The organism is Streptomyces sp. NPDC059994, assembly GCF_042737755.1.
In the GTDB taxonomy this organism is placed as follows: Bacteria; Actinomycetota; Actinomycetes; order Streptomycetales; family Streptomycetaceae; genus Streptomyces.
Genome location: NZ_JBHWUR010000046.1, coordinates 12,875 through 36,970, shown reverse-complemented (window position 1 = coordinate 36,970; position 24,096 = coordinate 12,875). Strand labels below are relative to the sequence as shown.

The 24,096-nt window shown below is 71.1% G+C and carries 24 protein-coding genes and 2 tRNA genes; 18 read left to right on the top strand and 8 right to left on the bottom strand.

The window, feature by feature from the left end; genetic code table 11:
• Nucleotides 1-30 precede the first annotated feature (30 nt).
• Nucleotides 31-103 (bottom strand) — tRNA-Glu (locus tag ACFWA7_RS22480).
• Nucleotides 104-258: 155 nt separating this feature from the next.
• Here ACFWA7_RS22480 and ACFWA7_RS22475 point away from each other — a divergent pair.
• From ACFWA7_RS22475 to ACFWA7_RS22440, 8 genes are all read left to right on the top strand, one after another.
• A complete protein-coding gene (locus ACFWA7_RS22475) occupies nt 259-609 on the top strand; it encodes a metallopeptidase family protein (protein ID WP_385545356.1) in 351 nt (116 codons plus the stop codon).
• Complete coding sequence (locus ACFWA7_RS22470) at nt 606-1,112, top strand: fluoride efflux transporter FluC (RefSeq protein WP_385824788.1); 507 nt, start codon at nt 606-608, stop codon at nt 1,110-1,112. The genes ACFWA7_RS22475 and ACFWA7_RS22470 overlap by 4 nt, the downstream gene beginning before the upstream one ends.
• A complete protein-coding gene (locus ACFWA7_RS22465; protein ID WP_385824786.1) occupies nt 1,109-1,471 on the top strand; it encodes a fluoride efflux transporter FluC in 363 nt (120 codons plus the stop codon). The genes ACFWA7_RS22470 and ACFWA7_RS22465 overlap by 4 nt, the downstream gene beginning before the upstream one ends.
• A gap of 224 nt (nt 1,472-1,695) precedes the next feature.
• On the top strand, nt 1,696-2,217 hold the full coding sequence (locus ACFWA7_RS22460) for a hypothetical protein (protein WP_385545349.1): 522 nt from the start codon (nt 1,696-1,698) through the stop codon (nt 2,215-2,217).
• 260 nt (nt 2,218-2,477) lie between these two features.
• Entirely contained in the window at nt 2,478-4,625 is a 2,148-nt protein-coding gene (locus tag ACFWA7_RS22455; RefSeq protein ID WP_385824784.1) for a DEAD/DEAH box helicase, read from the top strand.
• 239 nt (nt 4,626-4,864) lie between these two features.
• Nucleotides 4,865-7,843, top strand: coding sequence for an FG-GAP-like repeat-containing protein (locus ACFWA7_RS22450; RefSeq protein WP_385824782.1), 2,979 nt, complete (start codon nt 4,865-4,867; stop codon nt 7,841-7,843).
• 99 nt (nt 7,844-7,942) lie between these two features.
• The gene (locus tag ACFWA7_RS22445) at nt 7,943-9,520 is read left to right on the top strand and encodes an amino acid permease (protein ID WP_385824780.1); all 1,578 of its coding nucleotides are present in this window, start codon (nt 7,943-7,945) and stop codon (nt 9,518-9,520) included.
• Nucleotides 9,521-9,633: 113 nt separating this feature from the next.
• Nucleotides 9,634-9,706: transfer RNA gene (locus ACFWA7_RS22440), tRNA-Lys, on the top strand.
• Between the two features lie 253 nt (nt 9,707-9,959).
• Here the strand turns inward: ACFWA7_RS22440 and ACFWA7_RS22435 are convergent.
• Both ACFWA7_RS22435 and ACFWA7_RS22430 read right to left on the bottom strand, forming a co-directional pair.
• Nucleotides 9,960-10,172 carry a hypothetical protein gene (locus ACFWA7_RS22435; protein ID WP_385824778.1) on the bottom strand — a complete coding sequence of 71 codons (213 nt, stop codon included), beginning with the start codon at nt 10,170-10,172 and terminating at the stop codon, nt 9,960-9,962.
• A 178-nt stretch (nt 10,173-10,350) separates the two neighbouring features.
• A complete protein-coding gene (locus ACFWA7_RS22430; RefSeq protein WP_385824776.1) occupies nt 10,351-11,199 on the bottom strand; it encodes a DUF6415 family natural product biosynthesis protein in 849 nt (282 codons plus the stop codon).
• 158 nt (nt 11,200-11,357) lie between these two features.
• Here ACFWA7_RS22430 and ACFWA7_RS22425 point away from each other — a divergent pair, with 158 nt between their 5' ends.
• Complete coding sequence (locus ACFWA7_RS22425) at nt 11,358-12,806, top strand: hypothetical protein (RefSeq protein WP_385824774.1); 1,449 nt, start codon at nt 11,358-11,360, stop codon at nt 12,804-12,806.
• Between the two features lie 9 nt (nt 12,807-12,815).
• Complete coding sequence (locus tag ACFWA7_RS22420) at nt 12,816-13,301, top strand: hypothetical protein (protein WP_385824772.1); 486 nt, start codon at nt 12,816-12,818, stop codon at nt 13,299-13,301.
• A gap of 709 nt (nt 13,302-14,010) precedes the next feature.
• Here the strand turns inward: ACFWA7_RS22420 and ACFWA7_RS22415 are convergent.
• Nucleotides 14,011-14,196: a hypothetical protein gene (locus ACFWA7_RS22415; protein WP_385824770.1), complete on the bottom strand. Its 186-nt coding sequence runs from the start codon at nt 14,194-14,196 to the stop codon at nt 14,011-14,013.
• Nucleotides 14,197-14,328: 132 nt separating this feature from the next.
• Here ACFWA7_RS22415 and ACFWA7_RS22410 point away from each other — a divergent pair, with 132 nt between their 5' ends.
• The 6 genes from ACFWA7_RS22410 (at nt 14,329) to ACFWA7_RS22385 (ending at nt 18,428) form a co-directional block, all read left to right on the top strand.
• Nucleotides 14,329-14,718, top strand: coding sequence for a DUF6415 family natural product biosynthesis protein (locus tag ACFWA7_RS22410; RefSeq protein WP_385824768.1), 390 nt, complete (start codon nt 14,329-14,331; stop codon nt 14,716-14,718).
• Nucleotides 14,719-15,011: 293 nt separating this feature from the next.
• Nucleotides 15,012-16,037 carry a radical SAM protein gene (locus ACFWA7_RS22405; RefSeq protein ID WP_385824766.1) on the top strand — a complete coding sequence of 342 codons (1,026 nt, stop codon included), beginning with the start codon at nt 15,012-15,014 and terminating at the stop codon, nt 16,035-16,037.
• 27 nt (nt 16,038-16,064) lie between these two features.
• Nucleotides 16,065-16,676, top strand: coding sequence for a dTMP kinase (locus ACFWA7_RS22400; RefSeq protein ID WP_385824796.1), 612 nt, complete (start codon nt 16,065-16,067; stop codon nt 16,674-16,676).
• A complete protein-coding gene (locus ACFWA7_RS22395) occupies nt 16,669-17,178 on the top strand; it encodes a hypothetical protein (RefSeq protein WP_385824764.1) in 510 nt (169 codons plus the stop codon). The genes ACFWA7_RS22400 and ACFWA7_RS22395 overlap by 8 nt, the downstream gene beginning before the upstream one ends.
• Entirely contained in the window at nt 17,175-17,969 is a 795-nt protein-coding gene (locus ACFWA7_RS22390; RefSeq protein ID WP_385824762.1) for an STM4013/SEN3800 family hydrolase, read from the top strand. Before ACFWA7_RS22395 ends, ACFWA7_RS22390 begins: the two co-directional genes overlap by 4 nt.
• Nucleotides 17,970-17,990: 21 nt before the next feature.
• On the top strand, nt 17,991-18,428 hold the full coding sequence (locus ACFWA7_RS22385; protein ID WP_385824760.1) for an NUDIX hydrolase: 438 nt from the start codon (nt 17,991-17,993) through the stop codon (nt 18,426-18,428).
• Nucleotides 18,429-18,978: 550 nt separating this feature from the next.
• Here the strand turns inward: ACFWA7_RS22385 and ACFWA7_RS22380 are convergent.
• The 4 genes from ACFWA7_RS22380 to ACFWA7_RS22365 are packed head-to-tail and all read right to left on the bottom strand — an operon-like array spanning nt 18,979 to nt 20,529.
• Nucleotides 18,979-19,320 carry a hypothetical protein gene (locus ACFWA7_RS22380; RefSeq protein WP_385545338.1) on the bottom strand — a complete coding sequence of 114 codons (342 nt, stop codon included), beginning with the start codon at nt 19,318-19,320 and terminating at the stop codon, nt 18,979-18,981.
• 26 nt (nt 19,321-19,346) lie between these two features.
• Nucleotides 19,347-19,586, bottom strand: coding sequence for a hypothetical protein (locus ACFWA7_RS22375; protein WP_385545335.1), 240 nt, complete (start codon nt 19,584-19,586; stop codon nt 19,347-19,349).
• A 53-nt stretch (nt 19,587-19,639) separates the two neighbouring features.
• The gene (locus tag ACFWA7_RS22370) at nt 19,640-20,071 is read right to left on the bottom strand and encodes a DUF6415 family natural product biosynthesis protein (protein WP_385824758.1); all 432 of its coding nucleotides are present in this window, start codon (nt 20,069-20,071) and stop codon (nt 19,640-19,642) included.
• Entirely contained in the window at nt 20,068-20,529 is a 462-nt protein-coding gene (locus ACFWA7_RS22365) for a hypothetical protein (RefSeq protein ID WP_385824756.1), read from the bottom strand. Before ACFWA7_RS22365 ends, ACFWA7_RS22370 begins: the two co-directional genes overlap by 4 nt.
• 1,509 nt (nt 20,530-22,038) lie before the next feature.
• On the opposite strand from ACFWA7_RS22365, the gene ACFWA7_RS22360 reads away from it, so the two are divergent.
• On the top strand, nt 22,039-22,869 hold the full coding sequence (locus ACFWA7_RS22360) for a helix-turn-helix domain-containing protein (protein WP_385824754.1): 831 nt from the start codon (nt 22,039-22,041) through the stop codon (nt 22,867-22,869).
• 144 nt (nt 22,870-23,013) lie between these two features.
• Complete coding sequence (locus ACFWA7_RS22355) at nt 23,014-24,081, top strand: PhlD (RefSeq protein ID WP_385545830.1); 1,068 nt, start codon at nt 23,014-23,016, stop codon at nt 24,079-24,081.
• The last annotated feature ends 15 nt before the right edge of the window (nt 24,082-24,096 follow it).

The window sequence follows — 24,096 nt, the reverse complement described above, 5'->3', positions numbered from 1 at the left end:
GCGAGCACTAGTCTCGCACATGGTAAAGCGTGCCCCCAACGGGATTCGAACCCGTGCTACCGCCTTGAAAGGGCGGCGTCCTGGGCCACTAGACGATGAGGGCTAAGGGCCCGCCTGGGCGCTTTGCAGCGCGTCGGGGACGTCAGAAGCATATGGGATCGGAGGAGCTATCGCCAAAACGGTTTCCCGGGGGCCGGTCGGCGGCCCCCGGCCGGGGCGGCCGGGGCGGGTCCGCGCCCCATGCGTGACAATGGCCGCGTGCTGGAGATGACGCGCGAGGAGTTCGAGGAACTGGTCGCCGAGGCGCTGGACCGCATCCCGCCGGAGCTGACGCGGCTGATGGACAACGTCGCCGTGTTCGTCGAGGACGAGCCCGCCCCCGACGACCCCGAGCTGCTCGGGCTCTACGAGGGGACTCCGCTCACCGACCGCGGCGAGTGGTACGCGGGTGTGCTCCCCGACCGGATCACCATCTACCGGGGCCCGGCCCTGCGGATGTGCGAGTCGCGCGAGGACGTGGTCGCCGAGACCGAGGTGACCGTCGTCCACGAGATCGCCCACCACTTCGGCATCGACGACGACCGGCTGCACGCCCTGGGCTACGGGTGAGCACGCCCGAGCGGCCGGAGGCGATCGACTCCGACGTCGACCTCCACGTTCCCGCCCAGCGCGCCGAGACGGCCGGGGGCGCGAAGTGGCCGGTGCTCGCGGTGATCTCGGCGGGCGGGGCGCTGGGGGCGAGCGCCCGGTACGGGCTCGCGCTGGCCTGGCCGGTGCGGGCCGGCGGCTTCCCGTGGTCGACGCTGCTGATCAACGTCCTGGGCTGCGCCCTCATCGGCGTCCTGATGCCGCTGATCAGCGAGGGCGGGCGGCGCGCACACCATCTGGTGCGGCCGTTCCTCGGCGTCGGCGTGCTCGGCGGCTTCACCACCTTCTCGGCGTACGCCGTGGAGGTCTCGCGGCTGCTCGCCCGCCAGCAGGCGGGGCTCGCGATGGCGTACGCGGCCGGGACGCTCCTGGGGGCGCTCGGCGCGGTGTGGGCGGCGGCGGCGGTGACCCGGCGGGGGCCGGCCGCGCGGGCCGGGGCGGAGTACGAGGTGCCGACGTCGTGACCTGGCTGCTCGTGATCCTGGGCGCGGCCGTCGGCGCGCCGCTGCGCTATCTGACGGACCGTGCGGTGCAGGCCCGCCACGACTCGGTGTTCCCCTGGGGAACGTTCGTCGTCAACGCGGCCGGGAGCCTGCTGCTCGGCGCGCTCACCGGCGCCGCCGCCACCACGGACACGTACGCGCTGCTCGGCACCGGCCTGTGCGGCGCGCTCACCACGTACTCGACGATCTCGTACGAGACGCTCCGACTGGCCGAGCGCGGCTGGAAGTTCCTCGCGGCGGCGAACGTGGCGGCCTCGGTGCTCGTCGGGCTCGGCGCGGTGTTCCTGGGGGCGGGACTGACGGGCGGCACTCTGGCGTGACGCGGCTCTCTGGCGTGACGCGGCTCTCTGGCGTTACGCGACCGGGTCCCACCGCGACCTGATCGGGTGGGGACCGGATTCGCCGTCACCGGGCCACCCGTCGGAATCCCGTTCGTACGGGCGTGTCCCCGGCGGGGAAAAGGGAGTTGGGTAAGGAGACCCTGCCCCGCCCCGCGCCCCGGAGGCCGCCCGTGCGCCACTTGTCCGCCCCCGTTCGTTTGGCCGTGACCGCGCTGGCCCTCGCGGCGTCGGCGGGCTGCATGAGTGTGAGCGACGACGGGAAGGCCCCCAAGCCGTCGGTCTCCGTCGGGCACGAGGGGGCGGCGGCCGAGTCGGACGGGGTCGCCGCGGTCTCCGCCGGGGCCGGCAAGGGGCGGCCCGGCAAGCACGGCGGGAAGGCGTCCCCGGGGGCCTCGACGGACCCGAGCCCGAGCGGGTCGGCGAGCGGTGCGGGCCCGGCCTCGCCCGGCGGGCGCCCGCGGCCGCAGAACCCGGCGCCCCCCGGCGGCACCGTGGGCGGCCCCTCCGCGCCCCCGCGGCAGCCCTCCCAGCCCCCCGCCTCGCCGACCCCGCCCGCGCCCCCGACGAGCCAGCCGCCGCCGGACCCGCCGGTGACCCCGAAGCCGAGCGACTCGCCGTCCGCCTCCCCGGCCGCCGACACCCGCACCACGGCCCTGCGCGACCTCGGCCAGGGCCCCGCCACCCGGACCGAGCCGGCGGCATCGCCGCAGGTGGGACCGGTTTAGAGGGGGTGTAGCGGACCCTGTGTGACGTGGATCGCAGGGAAGCGGTTTGCGCTCCTGCGGGGGGAGTGCGTATGGTGGTAGATCGTTTGATCCCATTGCCCGGCGCCGACACAGAAGAGCGCCGTGTGGCGCGTACTCTCCCTAGCCGTGGCTGACCGCATTGAGGCGGTCGAATTGCGATTCACGGAGTTTGGGCGCGTGCCGAGACTCCGGAAGGTTTCGCATTTCGCATGTCCATTTCCAGTTCTGACCACGCCGTCATGCCCGAGAACGACGAGATCACCGAGATCGTCGTCGTCGACGAGGCCGTCGAGATCGTAGAGGCCGTCGAGGCCGAGATCACCGAGGCCGCCGAGCCGACCCTCACCTTCTCGGACCTCGGTCTGCCCGAGGGCGTCGTGCGCAAGCTCGCCCAGAACGGCGTGACCAGCCCCTTCCCGATCCAGGCCGCGACCATCCCGGACGCCCTGGCCGGCAAGGACATCCTCGGCCGCGGCCGCACCGGCTCCGGCAAGACCCTCTCCTTCGGTCTGCCGACCCTGGCGCAGCTCGCCGGCGGCCACACCGAGAAGAAGAAGCCCCGCGCGATCATCCTCACGCCGACGCGTGAGCTCGCGATGCAGGTCGCGGACGCCCTCCAGCCGTACGGCGACGTGCTCGGCCTGAAGATGAAGGTCGTCTGCGGCGGCACCTCGATGAGCAACCAGATCTACGCCCTGGAGCGCGGCGTCGACGTCCTCGTCGCCACCCCGGGCCGACTGCGCGACCTCATCAACCGCGGCGCCTGCTCGCTTGCGAACGTTCAGGTCGCCGTCCTCGACGAGGCCGACCAGATGTCCGACCTGGGCTTCCTGCCCGAGGTCACCGAGCTGCTCGACCAGATCCCCGGCGGCGGCCAGCGCATGCTCTTCTCCGCCACCATGGAGAACGAGATCAGCACGCTGGTCAAGCGCTACCTGTCCAACCCCGTCACGCACGAGGTCGACAGCGCGCAGGGCAACGTCTCGACCATGACCCACCACGTCCTCGTCGTGAAGCCGAAGGACAAGGCGCCGGTCACGGCCGCGATCGCCGCCCGCAAGGGCCGCACGATCATCTTCGTCCGCACCCAGCTGGGCGCGGACCGCATCGCCGAGCAGCTGTGCGAGTCGGGCGTGAAGGCCGACGCGCTGCACGGCGGCATGACCCAGGGCGCGCGTACCCGAGTCCTTGAGGACTTCAAGAAGGGCTACGTCAACGCGCTCGTCGCCACCGACGTCGCCGCCCGCGGCATCCACGTCGACGGCATCGACCTGGTCCTCAACGTGGACCCGGCCGGCGACCACAAGGACTACCTGCACCGTTCGGGCCGTACCGCCCGGGCCGGCAAGTCCGGCGTCGTCGTGTCGCTGTCCCTGCCGCACCAGCGCCGCCAGATCTTCCGGCTGATGGAGGACGCGGGCGTCGACGCCTCGCGCCACATCATCCAGAGCGCCGGCGCCTTCGACCCCGAGGTCGCCGAGATCACCGGCGCCCGTTCGCTGACCGAGGTCCAGGCCGACTCCGCGAACAACGCCGCCAAGCAGGCCGAGCGCGAGGTCGCCGAGCTCACCAAGCAGCTGGAGCGTCTGACGCGCCGCGCCGGCGAGCTCCGCGAGGAGGCCGACCGCCTGGTCGCCCGCTCCGCCCGTGAGCGTGGCGAGGACCCGGAGGCCGCCGTCGCCGAGGTGGCCGAGGCCGCCGAGGCCGAGGTCGCTGCCGCCGTCGTGGCCGCCGAGCCGGTCGCGCAGGAGCGCCCGGCGTACGACCGTGAGCGTCGTGACGACCGGGGCAGCTTCGACCGCCGTGAGCGTCGTGACGACCGCGGTGACCGCGGTGACCGTGGTGGCTTCCGCCGCGACGACCGTCCGTCCGGTGGCTTCAACCGCGACCGCAACGACCGTGGCTTCGAGCGCCGTGACGACAACCGTGGTGGCGGCTTCCGCCGCGACGACCGTCGTGACGACAACCGTGGCGGTGGCTTCCGCTCCGGTGGCGGCGACCGCCCGTCCGGCGGCTTCAACCGTGACCGCAACGACCGTCCCTCCGGCGGTGGCTTCCGCTCCGGTGGCGGCGACCGTCCGTCCGGTGGCTTCAACCGCGACCGCAACGACCGTGGCTTCGAGCGCCGTGACGACAACCGTGGTGGCGGCTTCAACCGTGACCGCAACGACCGTCCCGCCGGCGGTGGCTTCCGCTCCGGTGGCGGCGACCGCCCGTTCAACCGTGACCGCAACGACCGCCCCTCGGGCGGCTTCCGCTCCGGCGGCAGCAGCAGCGACCGCCCGTACGGCCGCCGCGACGACCACCGTGGTGGCACCGGCACCGGCACGAACACCGGCTCCTTCGGCCGTCGTGACGACAAGCCGCGCTGGAAGCGCAACGACTGACGCTGAGTCCCAGTAGCGAGTAGCGAGTGAAGGGCCCGTACGGCACCCACCGGGTGCGGTACGGGCCCTTCCGTTTCCCGGTGCAATCCCAAGTCCCCCCACATGTGACTGCTGTTAAGGTCAAACCACTCGTATGGGGGGTTTCAGAGAGCCGGGGGGCTTTTCTGCGCATCGATGCCGCGCGGCAACACCGCGCGCCGTGCGCCCTCCCATGCCTGAACGGCTTCGGGAGCATCAACTTGAGACGCAACACACTCGTACGGAACGCGATCGCCGCAGTCACCGCGCTCGGCATCGCGGCCGCCGTCGCCCCGCTGGCCACGGCGCCGGCCTACGCGGCGGACACACCGGCGGAACTCACCGTTCCCGCCGAACGCACGCCCGACCACAACGCGACCGTGATCAACGGCGCGGGCGAGACGGGCTATCTGTCCGGCTGGGCCCAGGCCGGGTTCAACTGGACCTCGTACGCGGACGGCTCCACCGCGCCGGTCGTCATGCCGCAGGGCATGACCACCGCATGGGGCACCGGCACGGACACCCTCGTCCTCACCGGCAAGGACGACGCCGCGGTCGTCCAGCGGAACATGAAGGACGGCTCGGAGCGGACCCTGCCGCTGCCCAAGGGCCAGCGGTTCGCGGGGACCTTCGGGGATGTCGTGGTCACCGACGGCGTACTCGGCATGAGCCTGCTGTACTGGGAGGACGGCAAGGTCCAGGAGAAGGCGGTCGGCGGGGGCGGCCAGCTCCACTCGCTCTACCAGGGCAACAAGGACGGGATGTTCGTCCAGAAGGACCTGTCCGGCATGACCATGATCTGCTGGCTCGGCCGTGACGGGATCGCCCGCTCCACCCACCTCCAGGCGGAGCAGTTCGACAACGGCAAGATCGAGGTCGGCGGCGACCGCGCGGTCCAGTGGACCAAGGACGGCAAGGCCACGGTCTGGAAGACCTCGGACTTCTGGGCGTCCACGGACCAGCTGACGATCTCCGGGTACGAGAACTCGCAGCTGCTCGGCGCGGTCGGCGACTACGTCCTGGTGGCGCGCAGCGTCTCCACCGGCGGCCAGGAGCGGTACTCCTCGCTCAACTACCGCGTGGTCGCCGTGCCGCTCAAGGGCGGCCCCGAGCGGGTCGTCCTGGAGAAGGCGACCGCGATGGCCCGCTTCAAGGCCGACGGGACGATGCTGATCGGCGCGGTGGTCGACGGCCACCAGGGCGTGTACGCGGTGGGCTCCTCGCTGGAGGTCACCAAGGTCCGCGAGTCGCCCGCCCTCGCGTCGGTGCCCACGGCGCTCACCCTGGCGCAGGGCCGGCTGAACACGGTGGACCTGGTGCCGGGCGAGGACGGCCCGAGCACGCGGCTGCGCGGCATCGACCTGTCGGTCACGGGCCCGCTGACGGCCGGTCAGCGCACCGACCGGGGCGCGGACGCCCAGGACTTCCCGGCGTCCCCTGCGGGCTCCACCCCGGCCATCCAGGCCACCGGAGACGGGCGCCTGGTGTACCGGCTCGCCGACGGCACGGTGAAGGTCCTCGACGAGGGCGGCAAGCTGCCCGCGCGCACGCTGGGCGTGAAGGCGGACGAGCTGCGTGTGTCGGGGCGCTACGCGGCGACGCGCAAGCAGGGCGACTCCGTGCGCGTCACCGACCTCGACACGGGCGCGGTCGTCTACACGGGCACCGGCTCCTCCGCCTTCGCCCTCTCGGGCAGCACGCTGTGGACCGGCAGCGAGCCGGGCGACGCGCAGGCGGTCGACGTCCGTACGGGGAAGGCCCTGGGCAAGCGGATCACCGTCCCCTGCCTGATGACGTCCCTCCAGGCGCAGGGCGGCGACGTCTACTGGGAGTGCGGCCGGGACAAGTCCGGGGTGTACGACACGGCGGCCGGGAAGAACACCGACCTGCCCGCCCACCAGGGCGCCCTGCTCGGTGACGGCTATGTCGCCTGGCAGAAGGACGGCGAGCTGAGCGTCACGGACCTGCACGGCGGGACCGGCACGCACAAGGTCGGCAAGCCCGCGGTGGCGAAGCCCGGCCAGGGCTGGACCGTCGACCGCTTCGGCGGCGCGGTGGCGTACGTGGACGCGCAGGGCGACACGCGTGTGGCGCCGGCCGGGGTCCAGAGCGCTCCCGTACGCGCGCTGGACGAGGACTTCCCGGCGACGGTCGACGCCAAGTCGGCGGCGCGGACGGTCCGTTGGTGGGCCTCGAAGCCGCTGGTCTCCTGGGAGATCGACCTGGTGGACCTGGCGACGCGGAACACGGTCCGCACCGCCACGGGCGCCGAGACGCGTGGCCCGGTGCGGCTGGACTGGGACGGCAAGGACTCCTCCGGCAAGGACCTGCCGGGCGGGAAGTACGCCTGGAACGTGACGGCGGTACCCGCCGACGGTGGCCCGGACCAGACGTTCACCACCCCGTTCGAGGTGAAGGGCACCACCGCTCCGGCCCCGCGCGACTACGTGGGCGCCGACGGCCTGGGCGACCTGCTCGCCGTCACTCCCGCCGGGGTCGCGGACTTCCGCGCGGGCGCCGACGGCAAGGTCGACGCGAAGGTGTCGGGCAGCGGCTGGACGGGCGCGAACGAGGTGTCGGCCGCGGTTCCGTTCGACGACGTGGACGGCGACGGCAAGAACGACGTGCTGGTCCGTCTGACGAGCGGCGAGCTGCGCGCGTACAAGCCGGCGGGCAAGGCCCTGACGCCGTCTGCCCCGTACGCGAAGATCGGCTCGGGCTGGAACGCCTTCGACGCGCTGACGTCCCCGGGTGACATGACGGGCGACGGCCGGGCGGACCTGCTCGCCCGCGAGGCGTCCACCGGCGACCTCTACCTCTACGAGGCGAACGGCGCGGGCAACTTCAAGGCCCGTGTGAAGATCGGCACCGGCTTCAAGAACTACCTGCCGGCGTCGGGTGCGGGTGACCTGAACGGCGACGGCAACGCCGACCTCCTGGCGCGCGACGCGTCGGGCGTGCTGTGGCTGTACCCGAGCGCGGGCAACGGCACCCTCGCCACCCGTGTGAAGATCGGCGGCGGCTGGCAGGTCTACAACGCGCTGGTCGGCGCGGGTGACCTGAACGGTGACGGCAAGCCGGACCTGCTGGCGCGCGGCACGGACGGCGTCCTGTGGTCGTACGCGGGCGACGGCAAGGGCAACTTCGGCGGCCGGGTGAAGGTCGGCGGGGGCTGGCAGATGTACAAGTTCCTGTTCTAGTACGCCGGCCCAGGGCTCACGCCAGAGCTCACCCCCTGGGCCGTTTTTTGGCCAACGGCTGGCGCATGTCATGCCCCCGGCGAGGGAATCGCTGGGGGCATGACAAGTGACGCGAGTACGAATCCGGACGCCCACGGGGCTCCGGACGGTCTCGGTCCGGCGGGCGGCGGCGCGGTGCGCGGGAGCGGCAACGGCGCGGCGACGTCCGACGAAGAGCGGCTGGCGCAGCTCGGCTACACCCAGGTGCTGGCCCGCCGGATGTCCGGCTTCGCCAACTACGCCGTCTCGTTCACCATCATCTCGGTGCTCTCCGGCTGTCTGACGATGTACGCGTTCGGCATGAACACCGGCGGCCCGGCCCTGATCACCTGGGGCTGGGTCGGGGTGGGCCTGATGACGCTGCTCGTCGGCCTGTCGATGGCCGAGATCTGCTCGGCGTACCCGACGTCGGCGGGCCTGTACTTCTGGGCGCACCGGCTGGCGCCGGAGCGGAGTGCGGCGGCCTGGGCCTGGTTCACGGGCTGGTTCAACGTGCTCGGCCAGGTCGCGGTGACGGCCGGGATCGACTTCGGCGCGGCGTCGTTCCTGGGCGCGTACCTCAACCTCCAGTGGGACTTCGAGGTCACACCGGGCCGCACGATCGCCCTCTTCGCGGCGATCCTGATCCTCCACGGCCTCCTGAACACCTTCGGCGTCCGGATCGTGGCGATCCTCAACAGCGTCAGCGTGTGGTGGCACGTGCTCGGGGTCGCGGTGATCGTAGGGGCGTTGGCCCTCACCCCGGACCACCATCGATCGACGACGTTCGTCCTCACCCACTACGTGAACAACACGGGCTGGGGCAGCGGCTTCTACGTCGTCCTGATCGGCCTGCTGATGGCCCAGTACACCTTCACCGGCTACGACGCCTCCGCGCACATGACGGAGGAGACCCACGACGCCTCGACGGCGGGCCCGCGCGGAATCGTGCGCTCGATCTGGACGTCATGGATAGCGGGCTTCGTACTGCTCCTGGGCTTCACCTACGCCATCCAGTCGTACGACGACGAGCTCGGCTCGGCGACCGGCGCGCCGCCCGCCCAGATCCTCCTGGACGCCCTCGGCGCGACGACGGGCAAGCTGCTCCTGCTGGTGGTGATCGGGGCGCAGCTGTTCTGCGGGATGGCGTCCGTGACCGCCAACTCCCGGATGATCTACGCCTTTTCACGCGATGGCGCGCTCCCGTTCTCACGCGTCTGGCACTCGGTGAGCCCCCGCACCCGCACCCCGGTGGCGGCGGTCTGGCTGGCGACGGCGGGCGCCCTGGCGCTCGGCCTCCCGTATCTGATCAATGTGACGGCGTACGCGGCGGTGACGTCGATCGCGGTGATCGGCCTGTACATCGCGTACGTCATCCCGACGCTGCTGCGCCTGCTGAAGGGCGACGCGTTCGAGCCCGGCCCCTGGCACCTGGGCCGCTGGTCCCGCCCGGTCGGCGTGGCGGCGGTGGCCTGGGTGGCGCTGATCACGGTCCTGTTCATGCTGCCCCAGCTGTCCCCGGTGACCTGGAAGAACTTCAACTACGCCCCGGTCGCGGTCCTGGTGGTCCTCGGCTTCGCGGCGGTGTGGTGGGCGGTGTCGGCCCGCCACTGGTTCCTCCGCCGGACGCCCACGCCCCCGGTCACCCGGCCCCGATGACCTGCGCATCCGCTCCCCGCTGACCGCCGAATGGGCCCCGCCGGGCCCGGAAGCCGATACCCGATCGGCTGCGGGGCCCTGTCGGGCTATGCTGCGGGGGTGCGGTATGCCAAGGGCCATTAGCTCAATTGGCAGAGCAGCGGACTTTTAATCCGTTGGTTGTCGGTTCGAGTCCGACATGGCCTACGACAAAGCCCCAGGCGGCAGTGGAAGTGGCCTGGGGCATTGTCCTGTTTGTACCACTTGCTTGATCGTTAGCTCAGTCGAAGCTCAACCGAAGTGCAGCGCGATCTTCGACGGGTCCTGGGTGCAGGCTGAGCCCCGTCTCGGCCGCGCGCCAGCAACTGGCAGCGACCGAGACCAGCACCCGCCCCCGGCGGCCCTGCCCGGCGGGCCCTGCCCGCACCCGCAGAACGGGGTACGGAGCGCGGGCAGGGGGCTAGCGGGTGCGCTGCCATACGGGCTCAAGGGCCCGTAGTGCGTCGCGCCGTTCCTTGACCCGGGCGAAGAACAGGTCCGGGTCGGAGTCGAACGCGGCGACCAGTTCGAGGTGCAGCCGGTGCGCGTCCTCGGAGATCTCGTATCCGCAGGCGCCGCACCGGTACCAGTCGGAGCCGACCGGGGCGAGCGGAGCAGTGCACTGCGGACACATCACGAATCCTTTATCCGGGCTGGCTGGTGTTGCACGGGTAGCAGATCCACCAGCCGTCTTGCGTCCTGGTCATCGCCTGGCCGCAACTGGAACACTGCATGATGCCTCCCTCTGTGATGGATGGGTGGTGACCCGTCCCGGCCGCGGTCCTGCCAGGGAGTTCGGCCGGGGCGGGGAGTCAGGGGCGATCCGGTACTGCAGTCGCCGCGTCGAGTTCACGCAGGTACCGCACCTGGTCGAGACAGCAGCGGGCCAGGCGCAGGACGTGCGCGTACTGGCGGGCCGGGTTGTTTTCCTCCCGAGCCACGTTCAGCTGGCGCTGCGCCTCGGTGACGCCGAGCAGGACACGGCTGCGCGCGGGGGCGTCGGACGGCATCCGGGCCGCAGCATCCTCAAGGATCGGGATCAGCACCATGAGGTAGCCGCAGGCGCGTTCCGTTGACTTCGTCGCGACGTCCAGATCGTGCGCGTAGTCCGTTGGCCCGTCGAAGAGGGCGCGGCACCCCCGCTCGATGCCGTCCAGGTCGGGCCCGGCCGGGGCCGCCGCAGGTTCAGCGATGCGCTGGCGGCCGGCGCGGATCACCTCGTCCACACCCGAGGGTGTGCAGTAGTCCTCGGGATGCCGAGGCGGGAGCAGCCAGTACACCCCGGGGCGCGCGGTGCGGTGCACGTCTGGGACGCCAAGCCATGTGATCTCGGGAGTGAGGAGCTGAGCATCAGGGCTGTCGTGATGGGCGCAGCTGCCGAGCGGCACGAGGACGTAGTACCAGACGCTCGTGTCGTAGGCGTCGTGGATGACGGGGCCGCCCAGGATGTTCGAGAGGTAGGCGCCGACGACGTCCGGCGATCCGCTCTGCGCCGTCGCGTGGATGATCTCTGCGGAGATGCGGACCGTGTCGAACGCCCGGCCCGTCGGCAGCATCGCCATGCCGCCCTTCTCCCATTCCAGCCAGGCCGCCGAGGGCGTGCTGTGGGCAGAAGCGATCCAACGGCTGATGCTTCTCTCGGTCTCTGTCGCGGTGTTCACGGGCCCGCCCCTATCGTCGGCTGCGTTTGCTCTCCATAGGCTCGGCTCGCACGTGCAACTCCGGGATAGCCGACGGGTGTTACCGAGGCGGTAATACACTCGTTGACGCTCCTGCCAGGCGCCTGCGTGTGCATAAGATCGCTCCGGAAGTCGGCCTCATGGATGCCAACACCCCCGGCCTGCTCGCCCTCGAAGTCCTCGACAGAGAAGATCTACGGCGAGCGCTCGCTGAGCACGACTTTGCCGCCGTCTTCACGCTGGCCAAAAAGTGGGGCGGGCTCTCGCAGAACCGGATTGCCATGGCCTGCCAACTGACTCCTGGCAAGGTCAGCACGATCATCAGCGGCGCTCAGCGTGTCACCAGCTTCGACGTGGTGTGCCGCATCGCCGATGGGCTGCACATCCCGGGTTACATGCTCGGCCTGGCAGCACGCCCCTGGGAGAGCCAGCCGACCACGCCTCCACCAGCACTTTCAGAAGACGACCGGCCCACCGAGGAGGTGCCGTGGCGGCCCGACGCCACCGTGGACCTGGCCGCGACGCTGACGAGGAGCGATCTGGTGATGGACCGCCGCGCGATAACGCGCGCGCTGGCTGGCGCGGCGGTGACCGGCGCAGCCCTCCTCGACTCTCTCGAAGGCTGGCTCGTTCCGGCCGCCACCGCCCGGTCGGCTCGGCGCCACGGTCGTCTTGGCCTGCGGGAGGTGGCCGAGCTGGAGTCGGCGGCGCAGATGTTCCGCCAGTGGGACCACCGCTACGGTGGCGGCCTGCGGCGTAAGGCCGTGCTCGGCCAGTTGTCCGAGGTGGCAGGCGCCCTCGAAGACCACCAGTCCACCGAGGTCGAGAAGCGGCTGTACCAGGTGATGGCACAGCTATCCGGCACGGCCGCCACCATGGCGTGGGACTCCGGGCTTCACGCGCGCGCACAGCAGTACTACCGGCTCGCCCTGCGCTCCGCCCACGCGGGCGGCGACGTCGTCTTCGGCGCCAACGTGCTGGCCGGAATGGCCCGCCAGATGCTCTACCGCGACCGCCCCGACGACGCGCTGCAGCTCATCAGCCTTGCCCAGGAAGGGGCCCGGGACGTGCTCAGCCCACGGGTGCGGGCCATGCTCCACACCCGCGAAGCATGGGCCTATGCCGCCCAGGGCCGGATCGCCGGTTTCCAGCGGGCCACCGCCCGCGCCGCCGAAGTACTCACCGACGCCAGGCCCGCCGAAGAAGAGCCCTACTGGATCACCTACTTCGACGAGGCTGAGCTCGCCGGGGTCACCGGCGGGCGTCTCCTCGACTTGGCCCGACGAGACCCGCGCCAGCACGCCGAACAGGCCGCCAAGGAGATCCGCAACGCGCTCACGGCCCGCGGCACGGAAGCCGCCCGCTCCCACGCCCTGGACCGCATCGGGCTGGCCGAATGCCATTTCCTCGTCGGGGACGTCGTCGGCGGGGCCGCCGAGGCGCACCGGGCGGTGGTCGCCGCTCGGCTGACCCAGTCCGAACGGGTGCGGACGCAGCTCGGCCAGCTCTACCCGTACACCGTCGGGCACAGCGTGTCGCGGTCGGTGCGAGAGGCGCGCGACACTATCCGAGACCTTCTTTCGAGCTGAGGAGCCCGGGTGACGACTCTCGCTGTGACCGGCCACATGGACCTGACCGATGAAAGCGTGCCGCTCGTGCGTGCCGCACTGCGTGAGCTGCTGGAGTCCTGCCGCGGTGATCTGACGGGCGTCTCGTGCATCGCGGCCGGGGCCGACAGCCTGTTCGCCGAAGAAGTGGTGGCCGCCGGGGGCCGGCTGATGGTGGTGATCCCGTCGCAGGACTACCGCGCGACGAAGGTGAAGCCCGAGCACGCCCCTCTCTTCGACCGGCTCGTCGAGGCGGCCGCCGAGGTGATGGTCCTGCCACACGAGACAGCTGACCGCGCTGCCTACTCGGCCGCCAACCGCCAGCTGCTGGAGCGAGCCGACCGGCTGGTGGCCGTGTGGGACGGAACGCCGCCGTCGGGAAAGGGCGGTGGTACAGCGGACACGGTGGAAGAGGCTCAGTCCATGGGCCGGCCCGTTGACGTGGTGTGGCCACCGGGCGCCGCCCGACGCAGCTGACCGCAGGCATACGAAAGCGCCCCCTCCCGCCCGAAGGCGAGAGGGGGCGTTCACGATCACGGGTACTGCCTGCGGTACGGGTCCAGACCCAACGACAACAGGCCCTTCCGCGCCGGTGACGGCGGCGGCGCGGCATCCCGACGGCACACCAGCGCATCCGGATCCGGCGGCGGCGGCTGGAGACTGTAGCCGTCCGGACAAGTCTGACCATCCCGGCCGGGAGCACCATCGGCACCGTCGCGGCCGTCCGTCCCGTCTGCGCCAGGCGGCCCCGCCGGACCGGCCGGGCCCGCAGGACCAGCAGGACCAGCGGCGCCCGTCGCACCATCCACCCCCGGCTGACCCGTCACCGAGGTACCCGCCGCGCCCACCGCGCCCGACTTCCCCGGGGGACCAGTCGGCCCTGTCGTACCCACCGGGCCAGTCGGCCCGACCGGACCCGGCTCACCCTGCGGACCCGGCGGCCCCGTGGCCCCCTCACCCGCTGGTCCCCGGCTCCCCGGCGGCCCGGCCACCGGGGTCCCGCCGAGGCGCTGCACCTGCTGAGCCAGCGCGTCCCGCGCCTCGTTCGACGTGTGGAGCTCCGCCCGCAACTGCATGATCGCCAGCAGAATGCCCCCCAGGACCATCCCCAAGAACAGAGCCCCGGCGACCGTCCAGACGTCGCCGCGCTGTCGCCGCCGGTCTTCAGTACGGATCGCAGACCGCATCACGACGACCCCGCTCCCAGAGTCAGCAACAGGATGACCGGCAACAGGATCCCGATCACGGGCACGATCACCGCGCCGATCAGCCAGCGGCGCGTCGCGACGATGCTCTCGCGGGCAAGGCGGAGCACGTAGCCGGACACGATCCCGCTGATGTCGATCCTGCGTGGCTGCGGCCCGTGGCCCATGACGCCCTCCCGCCTCGGCGTGGCGCTCCGCACAACACGTACCCGGGGTCAGTCCTATCGCATTCCTCACGCTCATACGGTCGTTGTGACCGATCGGATGGCCCGCCGAGGGCCGCTTCGAGGAGGAGTGCGGTGGGGACAGTGACGCATCAGAAAGCGGCGGACAGCGCGCCGACCGCCGTGCCGTCGGCAGGTGAACTGGAATTGATCGCGCTGGACTGTGATCGGGCGCTCGTCAGGTTCGCGGACTGCCCCGATCCGGAGGAGAACGCCCGCCAACTTGTCGTCATGCTCGGCCGCGGCGAGCAATTGACCAGGGCGGTCAGGAGATTGCCCGAGGCTGAGTGGGACGTACGAGTCTCTGGTGCGCTGCAGGACTGGGCGGAGCTGATCGACCGTGGTCCCGGCGACGGGCCGTTCGCGAACTGGACGTACTTGCGGGCGCTGGCTCGCGCGGTGCGCTCGTTCACGCAGTTCCTCCAGGCCCGTAACCGGCCGCGCCCGCTCCGGTCCGACCTGTGAGCCCACGCCGGGAGGCCATGGCGTACGTCCTGGTTCTTGCCGTACTGATCACCGTCCTCACGGTCGCCATCGCCGCTGAGAGTGGCTGACCTCTGGCTCTCCCGCGTAACGCTCCCCGAAGCAGGACAGGGCGCGGGAGAAACAGGGCGCCCTACCCACCGGGAGCGCCCAGCCGGTCGTGGCCGACGCCTCTCCGGAGAACGGGCGGGCCGCGACCGGCACCTCATCGAGCGTGAACGCATCCACCGCCCCTCGCACATGCCATCACTCCGCCCACTCGTCCGGAGGACGCCATGAGCACTACCGCAGCCCTGGCCGCCCCCGAGGCGGTCGACTGGACCGCCTTACGGAACTTCGCCACCCTGCGCGGCCAGTTCCGGATCTCCCTTACGCCCCGGTGCAACCTCGGCTGTTTCTTCTGCCACAACGAGGACGACGTACCGCCGCCTCTGACCCTGCGCGACCGCACCCAGCAGCCACGCCGCCGCGTCGTCACCGCCGAGGACTTCCTGACGTTCGTCCAGGCGATGATCAAGGCGGGGCTGCGACGCGGCTACTTCAGCGTCGGTGAACCGCTGGTGTCACCGTTGGCCCGTGAGGTACTGGCGAACCTGCCTGACATCGGCGTGGACGGCTCGTACACGCTGATCACCAACGGCACCCGCATCCGCCGGAATCAGAGGTGGCTGGCCGAGACCCGCCTCGACAAGGTGAAGGTCTCGCTCCACTACTTCTCCGATGCCTCGTTGCTCGACATCGCCGGGGTGCGTCCAGGCATCGCACCGATCCTCGACGGGATCGAGGCCGCCCGCGAGGCATTCGAACGGGTCGAGCTGAACTGCCTGCTGCTGCGCCAGAACCAGCACGAGGTCCGGGCGGTCCTCGACCACGCCCTCGCACGTGGCCTGCCGGTGCAGTTCATCGAGCTGGTGCCCACCGACTTCAACGAGAAGGACGCCGACAACGCCGTCCCGGCCGCACAGATCGTCCAGCACCTTCGGACCCTCACCGCCGACGAGCACATCGAGGTCGCCGGGGTCGGCCAGGGCCGACGGGTCTTCCGCGTCGACGGGGTGGAGATCGACGTCATCGAACGCGGTCTCGGTCGCCATCACGTCGGCCAGTGCGGCACCTGCCCCGTCCGCTCGAACTGCGTCGAAGGCTTCTGGGCCCTGCGCGCCGACCACGCCGCCGGCGTCCAGCCGTGCCTGCTCCGTGGCGACCTGCGCCTGGACATCAAAGACGCGCTGACCGACCCGGACCGGCTCGCCGAGGCCGTCGCCCGCCACGTCACCGCCTTCACCGAGGGGACCCTGTGACCACCCTGCCGCCCGGCGTACGCACCGATCTCGTACGAGGACTTCCCCCACGGCTTCTTCGGCGTCCTTGAAGGCGTCTCCGGCGTCGGGAAATCCACCCTCGCCCGCGTCCTGGCCAAACGGCTGGACGCGACCGCTCTGCACACGCTGACCCTGCCGCACGAGGGCTGGGCGGAGGAGGCGAGGCTGCGGTTACGGGCCCTGCCACAGTTCGCGTTCTACCTGTCCGGCCTGCTCCACGCCTCGGACCGGGTTCGGCAGGCACTCACGGCCGGGCCGGTCATCGCCGACCGGTACAGGTCGTCCGTCGTCGCCTGCCACGAAGCGGCCCATGGCGTCACCACTGAGGAGGTGGCTCGCCTGCTGGCGCCGTTCCACGAGTACCTCGCCTGCCCTTACCGCACGTTCTACCTCCGCTGTTCCGAGGACGTCCTACGGGAGCGGATGCGCGGCAAGCAGGACCTGAAGCAGGACGACGCCGATCTGTTCGAGGTGCCGCACCGCCTCAAGGAACTGCTCGCGAACTTCGAGACGGTCGCCGCCAGTGATCCCACGGCCGTGGTCCTGGACACCGACGGCCGCTCCCCGGACCAGCTCGCCGACGAGGTCCTGGCGTACGTGGAGGCCGACCGTGCTTAACCCCATCAACACGGATGTGGTGATCCGGGACGGCGGTGCCCACGGCCGGTACCCCGGAGAGATCCACGAGGTGGTCGGCTGGTGGCTCGGAGCCTGTCTCGTCAGCACCCTCAAAGCCCACCGCATCGCCGTCGCCCACGACGGTCGCGCCAGCAGCGTCGTGTTCGTTCAACGGCTGTGCCGAGGCGCCATCAGTGCCCAGCACCACGCCTGCACCGTGCTCACCCTGCGCGTCGCCGACGAAGACATCCTTCTGCGGACGATGGCTGAGTTGGGCGAAGTACCCGGGGCTCGTGTCTCCACCACCGGCCCGGAGGGCGCCGAGACCGTCTCCGTCGTTCTGTACGGGCCCGATGGCAAGGCCCTCGACGAGGACACCGGCCTGGCGACGATCCGGCGGATGATCGCCGACGACCGTGTCCCGATCCCCGTCAACGAGACGGCCAAGGGCCGGATCGAGCACTACCCCCATCCGCCCACCGCGGAAGGAGCCAAGCAATGATCGACGCGGCCGACATCATCGGCAACCGGGATCCGATCCTGTTCATCACCCTGGATTCCCTGCGCTACGACACCGCCCGCACCGCGCTGGACGACGGCATGACCCCACGCCTCGCGGGACTGCTGCCCGATGGAGGCTGGGAGCGGCGCCAGACGCCCGGCACCTTCACTCTCCCCGCCCACATGGCCTTCTTCTCCGGCTTCTTGCCCAAGCTCCCACAGCCCGAGCAGCCCACCAGGTTCTGGGAGTGCCGACCGCCTGCCTTCAAGACGGTCCCGCCGGAGACGTTCGTCTTCGACGCCCCGAACCTGCTCGCCGGGCTCGGCCAGCACGGCTACCGCACCGCCTGCGTCGGCGGCGTCACCTACTTCTCACGCGAGACCCCGCTCGGCGCCGTCCTGCCGGACATGTTCGACGAGGATCACTGGCGCCCCGCCTTCTGCTCCCCGGAACCCGACTCGACCCGCCACCAGGTCGACCGCGCCTTGGACGTCGCCGACGTCTTCGACAAACAGGCCCTCTTCCTGTTCATCAACGTCTCCGCCACCCACGTGCCCCACGGGCACTACCTCGGAGACAGCCACGACAGCGCCGCCTCCCAGCGCGCTGCCCTGGCCTATGCCGACCAGCACCTGGGCCGCCTCATCACCACGCTCACGGCCCGCCGCCGCTGGCTGATCATCCTGTGCGCCGATCACGGCGACGCCTTCGGCGAGGACGGCTTCCACGGCCGGGGCATCGCCCACCCCGTCGTGATGAACGTGCCGTACGCGGCCACGGTGCGCGGCTGAACCCCACTACGCTCGCGGGGCATGAGCGACGAACACACCCGCCCGGTCCGCGACGCTGCGGTCATCGTGGCGCGGGATCGCGACGGCCAAGTAGCCATCCTGGCTGCCGATTTCCCTCGCCACGGCGGCGAGTACCTGTTCCTGCCCGGCGGCCGACGGGAAGACGGCGAGAGCCCTGAGGACTGCGCCCGGCGCGAGCTACATGAGGAAGCCGGCATCACCGCAGACCACTGGCGGCCCCTCGGGGCGTACGCGATCACCCTGGGTTCGACAGCCCGCATCCACCTCTACGAAGCCCACGGGCTGACCCTGGGCCCTCAGCAGCTCACCCCGACAGAAGAGGACTTCAAGCTGTCCTGGTGGCCCATGCCGGATGCCATCCAAGCTGCTCACGAGGGTCGTTTTCTTCTTCCCGGCGGCCCGCTCGCTCTCTTGCTCGCGGATCGTGCCGCAGGCTGACTCCGCCGCCCGTCTCGAAGAACTGGCGTCCAGGGTCCTGCACCGCCGGTGGGGGCGTGTCCCAGCGGGTGGTGCAGCTACGGCAGCTGCTGTCCCGGGCCGTTCCAGGACTCGCCTGAACCGCGCCGAACCGTCGAACCTGGAGCCGGATGACCAAGGCAGCCACGATGGCGGCGCGGCCCGGACCACTCCGTCGACGACGACAGGAGAGCGCTGGTCAGACGGCCCGTATGCGTGAGCGATGCGTGAGCGGACGCGCTGGCACAGGCCACCTCGGGCCGGACCGACCGGCAAGCCAGAACTCGCTGACCAGGCAGAACCGGACGCTGGAGGAGTGGCCAAAACCGCCCGGCACGTTCTTTCCGGGACTTTTAATCCGTTGGTTGTCGGTTCGAGTCCGACATGGCCTACGAAAAAGCCCCAGGCGGCAGTGGAAGCGGCCTGGGGCTTCGTCCCGCTTGTACCACTTGCGTGATCGTTAGCTCAGTCGAAGCCCAACCGAAGTGCGGCGCGATCTTTGCCGGGTCCTGGGTGCGGGGACGTGTCAGGTTCAGCCCTCCACGTTGCCGCAGCTGTTGCACACGAACTGCGGAACGCTGATCGGGTTGCCGTGCTCGTCGACGTCCACCGTGCGGTACATCGTGCCCCCGCACTTCGAGCAGCCGCGGGTCTGAATCGTCTGGCCCATCGTGGCCTCCATCTCGTCGGTGATCTGACGGTCTGCCGTGCGATGCGGCGCCACCTCATCCAGCGCCGCGTCCAGGAGCGCGAGGACCGCGATGCGCTCCTGCTCGTGCTGCTCGATCTCCTGCGGCCCGTCCCCCGGCGTCGCGTACCGCGGACACTGCGGACAGAACCAGCGCTCCCCCAGCCGGTCCCGCGAATGATCCATCGGGACACGGCAGGCTGGGCAGTCCACTACGAGTCCTCCACATGCCCGCACGACGCACAGACCCAGTAGTCGCGCTGCGCCCACATCGTGCGCCGGCAGCGGGAGCACCCGCGGGTCTGGATCCCGTGCGGGCCCAGCGGCGGCGGATCGGGGGTGGTTGTCGCGTACTCGACGATCTGGTCACGGACGCGGTCGTCGGTGGTGGCGGCCATCCGGAGCAGGCGGGCGGTACGGCTGCGGGCCTCGTCGGCGAAGTCGGTCGTCATCTCCGCAGCAGGCTACGGGGGGTGAGGCGGGGGGCGGTCCTCGCACACGGGGTTCACCTGAAGGTGTTGCGCACGCGTTCACTGGGGCGTCGTCTGCGGATCGACGCGAGCAGGCAGTCCACCAGGCCGAGAGCGCACTGCGCGGCGCGCCGCGCATGGTCGTACATCCGAGGCAGCACATGTGCATCCGGGATCTCGTCCAGGAAGAGCCGGGCTTCGGTGGTCAGGTACCGGGCGCGAGCCCCCAGTGGCTCGGTGGGCGGGCGCCGCTCGGCGGGCTCCTCGACGGCGGCCACCAGCTGAAGGAGGTAGCCGCGCATGCGGAGGATCAGGGTCTGCACGTCGTTGTAGCTCGGATCGGCCGGGTCCTCGGGGTCGACGAGGCCGCGGCATTCCTGTTCGATCCGGTCCATGCCCGGGACGGCCCCGGCGGCCCGCCAGTCGGCGACGGCTACGCCTCTGCTGTAGGCGGTCTGCTCGATCACGGTGAGACCACCTCGGGGCGGACCGCCTCATCGAGGAGTAGGCCTCGGTCGTCGGGACTGTCGGTGGCCTTGTGGAGGTAGTCGACGAAGCCGGGGTGGTCGAGGCCTGCGGGCCATGTGTCGAGCTTGGAGCGGCCGAGCTTGGTCGACGCGGCCACGTCGGCCTCGCTGCGCGCCACGATGCCGTCGACCGCCCCGTCCTCCAGGAGGCGGGCCACACGGGTCAGGGCATAGCGGTCCGTGGTGCGGTCCAGGGGGCCGGTGTCGTAGACGGCGGCCGTGACGGTCCAGTCGCGGGCCATGGCGTATGTGCGGAGCTCGGACAGGACGTCGTTGGGGTCGCGGCCGTCCGAGATGCAGGCGTACAGGGCGACGCGTTTGCGGCCGGTGGGCAAGAAGCCGTTCGCCGCGTCGGCGAGGTTGCGTCGGCGAGCCGTGTCGCCGGGGGTTCGGGTCATGCCCGGTACCGTCCCGCGCGGGCGCGCGCGGCTGAAGTGACGGGGCGCACGACTTCGCAGATTCGCTCCCCTTCAACTCATATGGGACATACGAGCGTTGAGGGCGGCGCGGTGAGAAGTCGTACGCCCCGTACAGGTATTCAGAGCGCGGAGCGCCGATCCGCTGCGGCGCCCCCCCCCGGGGCTCGCGCGGCACCGGCTGCACTCCGAGGACCTTCGCCACCTTCCTGAGCCTTGCCGTCGACCCCGCGCCGATCTTCTCCGCGATCACCCCGGGCAGGGCCTGATGCCGGGCCCACTCCGGGGCGTCCTCCAGCGCCCCCTCCAGCGTGTCGAGCGCCGAGTCCCCCATCCTGGCGTCGGCCTGAGCCAGCGCCGTGTCCATCGCGTACCGGTGCTGTGCGGCCGGCTGGAGCTGCGAGACGTCGCCGATACTGTCGATCAGGTCGAGAGCCTGGCCGGTCTGACCGAGGCTGACCTTGATGCCGACGGCCTGAGTGGTCGCGGTGACCGGGCCGAAGAGCGTGCCGTACGCCCCGTGTTCGTTGCCCATGCGGGCGCCGGTCGCGTGGGACCGGGAGAGGTAGTCGGCGGCCCGGTCCGAGTCGCCCATCCTGCTCGCGACGACGGCCGCGGAATTGACGTGGCTGCCGTAGACGGTCAGGGCCTCAGGGCTGGGGGTAGAGAAACGGGGCTCGATGGTGACGGCCGCCTTCTCGGCCAGCGCGAGAGCATCGGCCAGGCGCGCGTCACGCAGATACACCCAGGCGCGACCCGAGTCGACGAGCGCCTCCCGCATCGGGTCGGCGGCCCGCTCGGCAGCGTGGCGGGCATGCCCGATCGCAAACGATCAACCGCGGCGAGCAGGGGCATCACGCCGCCCCCATCGAGACCCTCGCGGGAACGTCGGACGCCGCGTCCAGGCCGCCCTCATCGCCGAACGGGCGTGGCTGGTTCCCCTGGGGGACGCGTAGGGCTCCGCCCAAAAAACACGCCCGGCGCCGTGGATCCGCCCGAGAGGGGCGGGCTCCACGGCGCCGGGCGTTCAACTCCGGCCCGCATGCCGGAGCTGGCCGGAGACGGGGGAATGTTGCTCTCCGGCGCGCCGCGGGCGGCCGGTGTCGAGGACGCGACGTGTTGGCGATTGTCGACACCGGCCGCTGATTCGGGTACGTGTACGCCGGCCGTCCCCGCGGCACAGGGACAGCCGCCGCGTCCCGGGTGAGGGGGCGGGATACGGCGTCCGGAGAAGGACACCAAGCAACCGCTTTCACCTGGGCCGATACGTACGAGACCCGTGAGGGCTTCGTGCGGAACATTCTGGAGGGATACCCCGCCCCCTTTCCAGGGGGCTGAATTGCAGATAATGATCCAGCCATCAACATTCAGCCCCGGCCCCTCCGGGCAGCAGCGTTCCTGAACAGGAGATCGCCCGCCGCGACGACAGCCGTTCGTCCCCGTCCCCCCGTGAACGAAGGTCCCGTTTTGCCGCTCGCCGCCCGTGACCGCGTGTCCCTCAAGACGCTCCTCCAGGAGCGGCGCGCCGCCATCCACCCGGAGTCCGCCGGGTTTCCGCCGCGTCAGGCAGGGCCGGGCCGACGGGTCGCCGGGCTCAGCCAGGAGCAGATGGACATCCTTCTTGAGCGCACACCGGGTACGTACAACCGATTTGAGAACGGGCAGCTGAATCCCACTGCCGAGTTCCTGACCAATGTGGCCCGCACCCTGCGTCTCAACGAGCAGGAATGGACGTTCCTTTGGCGGCTCACCCGGCGCGAGTACCCGCCGTACACCCTGCACCGCGACTCCGGGATGTCGGTCCCCGGTGTCTGGCAGCGGGTCGTCGAGCAGATCGACGGGGCGATGGCCTACATCACCGACGCCGCCTGGAACCTGCTCGCCCACAACGGGGAGTTCGCCGCGCTCTTCCCCCGGGGTGAGGTTCCGGCCAACACCATGCGGTGGATGACCCTCGACCCCGAGGCGCGCGAGGACGTACTGACGGACTGGGCGGACCGGTGGGCCCCCATGGTGCTGCCGCAGCTGCGGCACGGGGTCGAAATGCGGCCCAACCACGTGGAGTTGCGGCGCCTTGAGGCCGAGGTGCAGGCCGACCCCGTCGCCGGGCCGCTCTACCGGGAGACCGGGGCGACCCCGATCCCGTACCCCGACGGCTCCGAACGGCCCATCAGGCACAGCGAGTTGGGGCCCGGCTGGGTCACCACCTGCGTGGCCGAGCCGGTCACCTCGCCGGGGGCCCGGGTGATGCTGCTCCTCTACACCCCGGGGGCGTCGCTCGTGAGCCGTCACCCGGTGCTGAGCGCGCCGTTGACGAGCTGAGCGTACGACCGGCGTGCCCCAGGGGTGGGGCAGTACGCGGAACGACTCCCTCCGGCTGAGCTCTGTTCGAATTCCCAGGAACGAATTCCAGCCGCCTCAAGTAGGTTGAGGATTCGCCCGTCGGCCACCCGAGGGAGCCCACTCGTGCCCGCTCACATAGCCCTCCCCGCCATAGTTCTGCCGGACCACCTCATCGCCACGGATGAGATCTGCGCAGACATCCGGCGTGCCAACCCCGATCGGCCGCGGCTGGAGGCGCACCTGCGAATAGCCCGCGCGACCACCGTCCGCACCCGCCGGTTCACCCGCCCCCTCAACTCCCCGACCGTGGCCGGAAATGCCACCATCGAGGAGCGGAACAGGGCGGCGTACGAGGACGCGCTGCGGCTCGCGGTCCGCTCCGGGCGACAGGCCCTGGCCCACGCCGGCCTCGCCCCCGACGACATCGACTGCCTCATCACCAGCCACACCACCTCCTGGACCGTGCCGTCCCTCGACGTCGCCCTCGTCCGGGAGCTGGGCCTGCGGCCGGACGTCCGGCGCTTCCCCATGGGGACCATCGGCTGCGCGGGCGGCGCGCAGGGCCTGGTCCGGGCGCACCAGGACATCGCCGCGCACCCGGGCTCCCACGTCCTGGTCGTCGTCTCCGAGTGCCTGTCGACGGCCACGTACAACCACACCGACACCAGCCGGGAGTCGATGATCTACAAGGTGCTCTTCGGGGACGGCTCGGGCGCGGTCGTCGTCTCGGACAGCCCGGCCTGGAGCGGGCCCAGCTTCGTCATCGAGGACACCTTCGAGTACGTCCTGCCCGACAGCATCGACCGCTACCAGGGCCGCCTCTCGGGGGCCGGGCTGCACTTCGACTCCACGGCCGCCGCCACCGCCGCCCTCAACGACAGCCTCCCGGCGGTACGCAAATGGCTCGGCGGCAGCGGCCCGGCCCTCCGGTTCGCGGTCGTCCACCCGGGCGGGCCCCGGGTCCTGGAGGACGCGGCCGCCGGGTTCGGCCTGGACGGCGACCGCGACCACGGCGATCTGCGGCACGCCTGGGCGAGCCTGGCCGCCAACGGGAACCTGGGCGGCTCCGCCGTCCTCGACGTGCTGGCCCGCACCTTCGGGCAGGCCCCCGGCGACCGCCAGCCGGGCCTGATCATCGGCTTCGGCCCGGGGTTCGTGCTGGCCGCCTCGCGGGGCCACTGGTCGGCGTGAGCGGAGGGTCCCGGG

Bases quoted from the DNA above. Each gene is read 5' to 3' on its own strand.
- ACFWA7_RS22455 (WP_385824784.1), top strand. From the start codon at position 2,478: ATGCCCGAGAACGACGAGATCACCGAGATCGTCGTCGTCGACGAGGCC.
- ACFWA7_RS22445 (WP_385824780.1), top strand. From the start codon at position 7,943: ATGACAAGTGACGCGAGTACGAATCCGGACGCCCACGGGGCTCCGGAC.
- ACFWA7_RS22435 (WP_385824778.1), bottom strand. From the start codon at position 10,172: ATGTGTCCGCAGTGCACTGCTCCGCTCGCCCCGGTCGGCTCCGACTGG.
- ACFWA7_RS22425 (WP_385824774.1), top strand. From the start codon at position 11,358: ATGGATGCCAACACCCCCGGCCTGCTCGCCCTCGAAGTCCTCGACAGA.
- ACFWA7_RS22415 (WP_385824770.1), bottom strand. From the start codon at position 14,196: ATGGGCCACGGGCCGCAGCCACGCAGGATCGACATCAGCGGGATCGTG.
- ACFWA7_RS22405 (WP_385824766.1), top strand. From the start codon at position 15,012: ATGAGCACTACCGCAGCCCTGGCCGCCCCCGAGGCGGTCGACTGGACC.
- ACFWA7_RS22390 (WP_385824762.1), top strand. From the start codon at position 17,175: ATGATCGACGCGGCCGACATCATCGGCAACCGGGATCCGATCCTGTTC.
- ACFWA7_RS22385 (WP_385824760.1), top strand. From the start codon at position 17,991: ATGAGCGACGAACACACCCGCCCGGTCCGCGACGCTGCGGTCATCGTG.
- ACFWA7_RS22380 (WP_385545338.1), bottom strand. From the start codon at position 19,320: ATGGATCATTCGCGGGACCGGCTGGGGGAGCGCTGGTTCTGTCCGCAG.
- ACFWA7_RS22375 (WP_385545335.1), bottom strand. From the start codon at position 19,586: ATGACGACCGACTTCGCCGACGAGGCCCGCAGCCGTACCGCCCGCCTG.
- ACFWA7_RS22365 (WP_385824756.1), bottom strand. From the start codon at position 20,529: ATGACCCGAACCCCCGGCGACACGGCTCGCCGACGCAACCTCGCCGAC.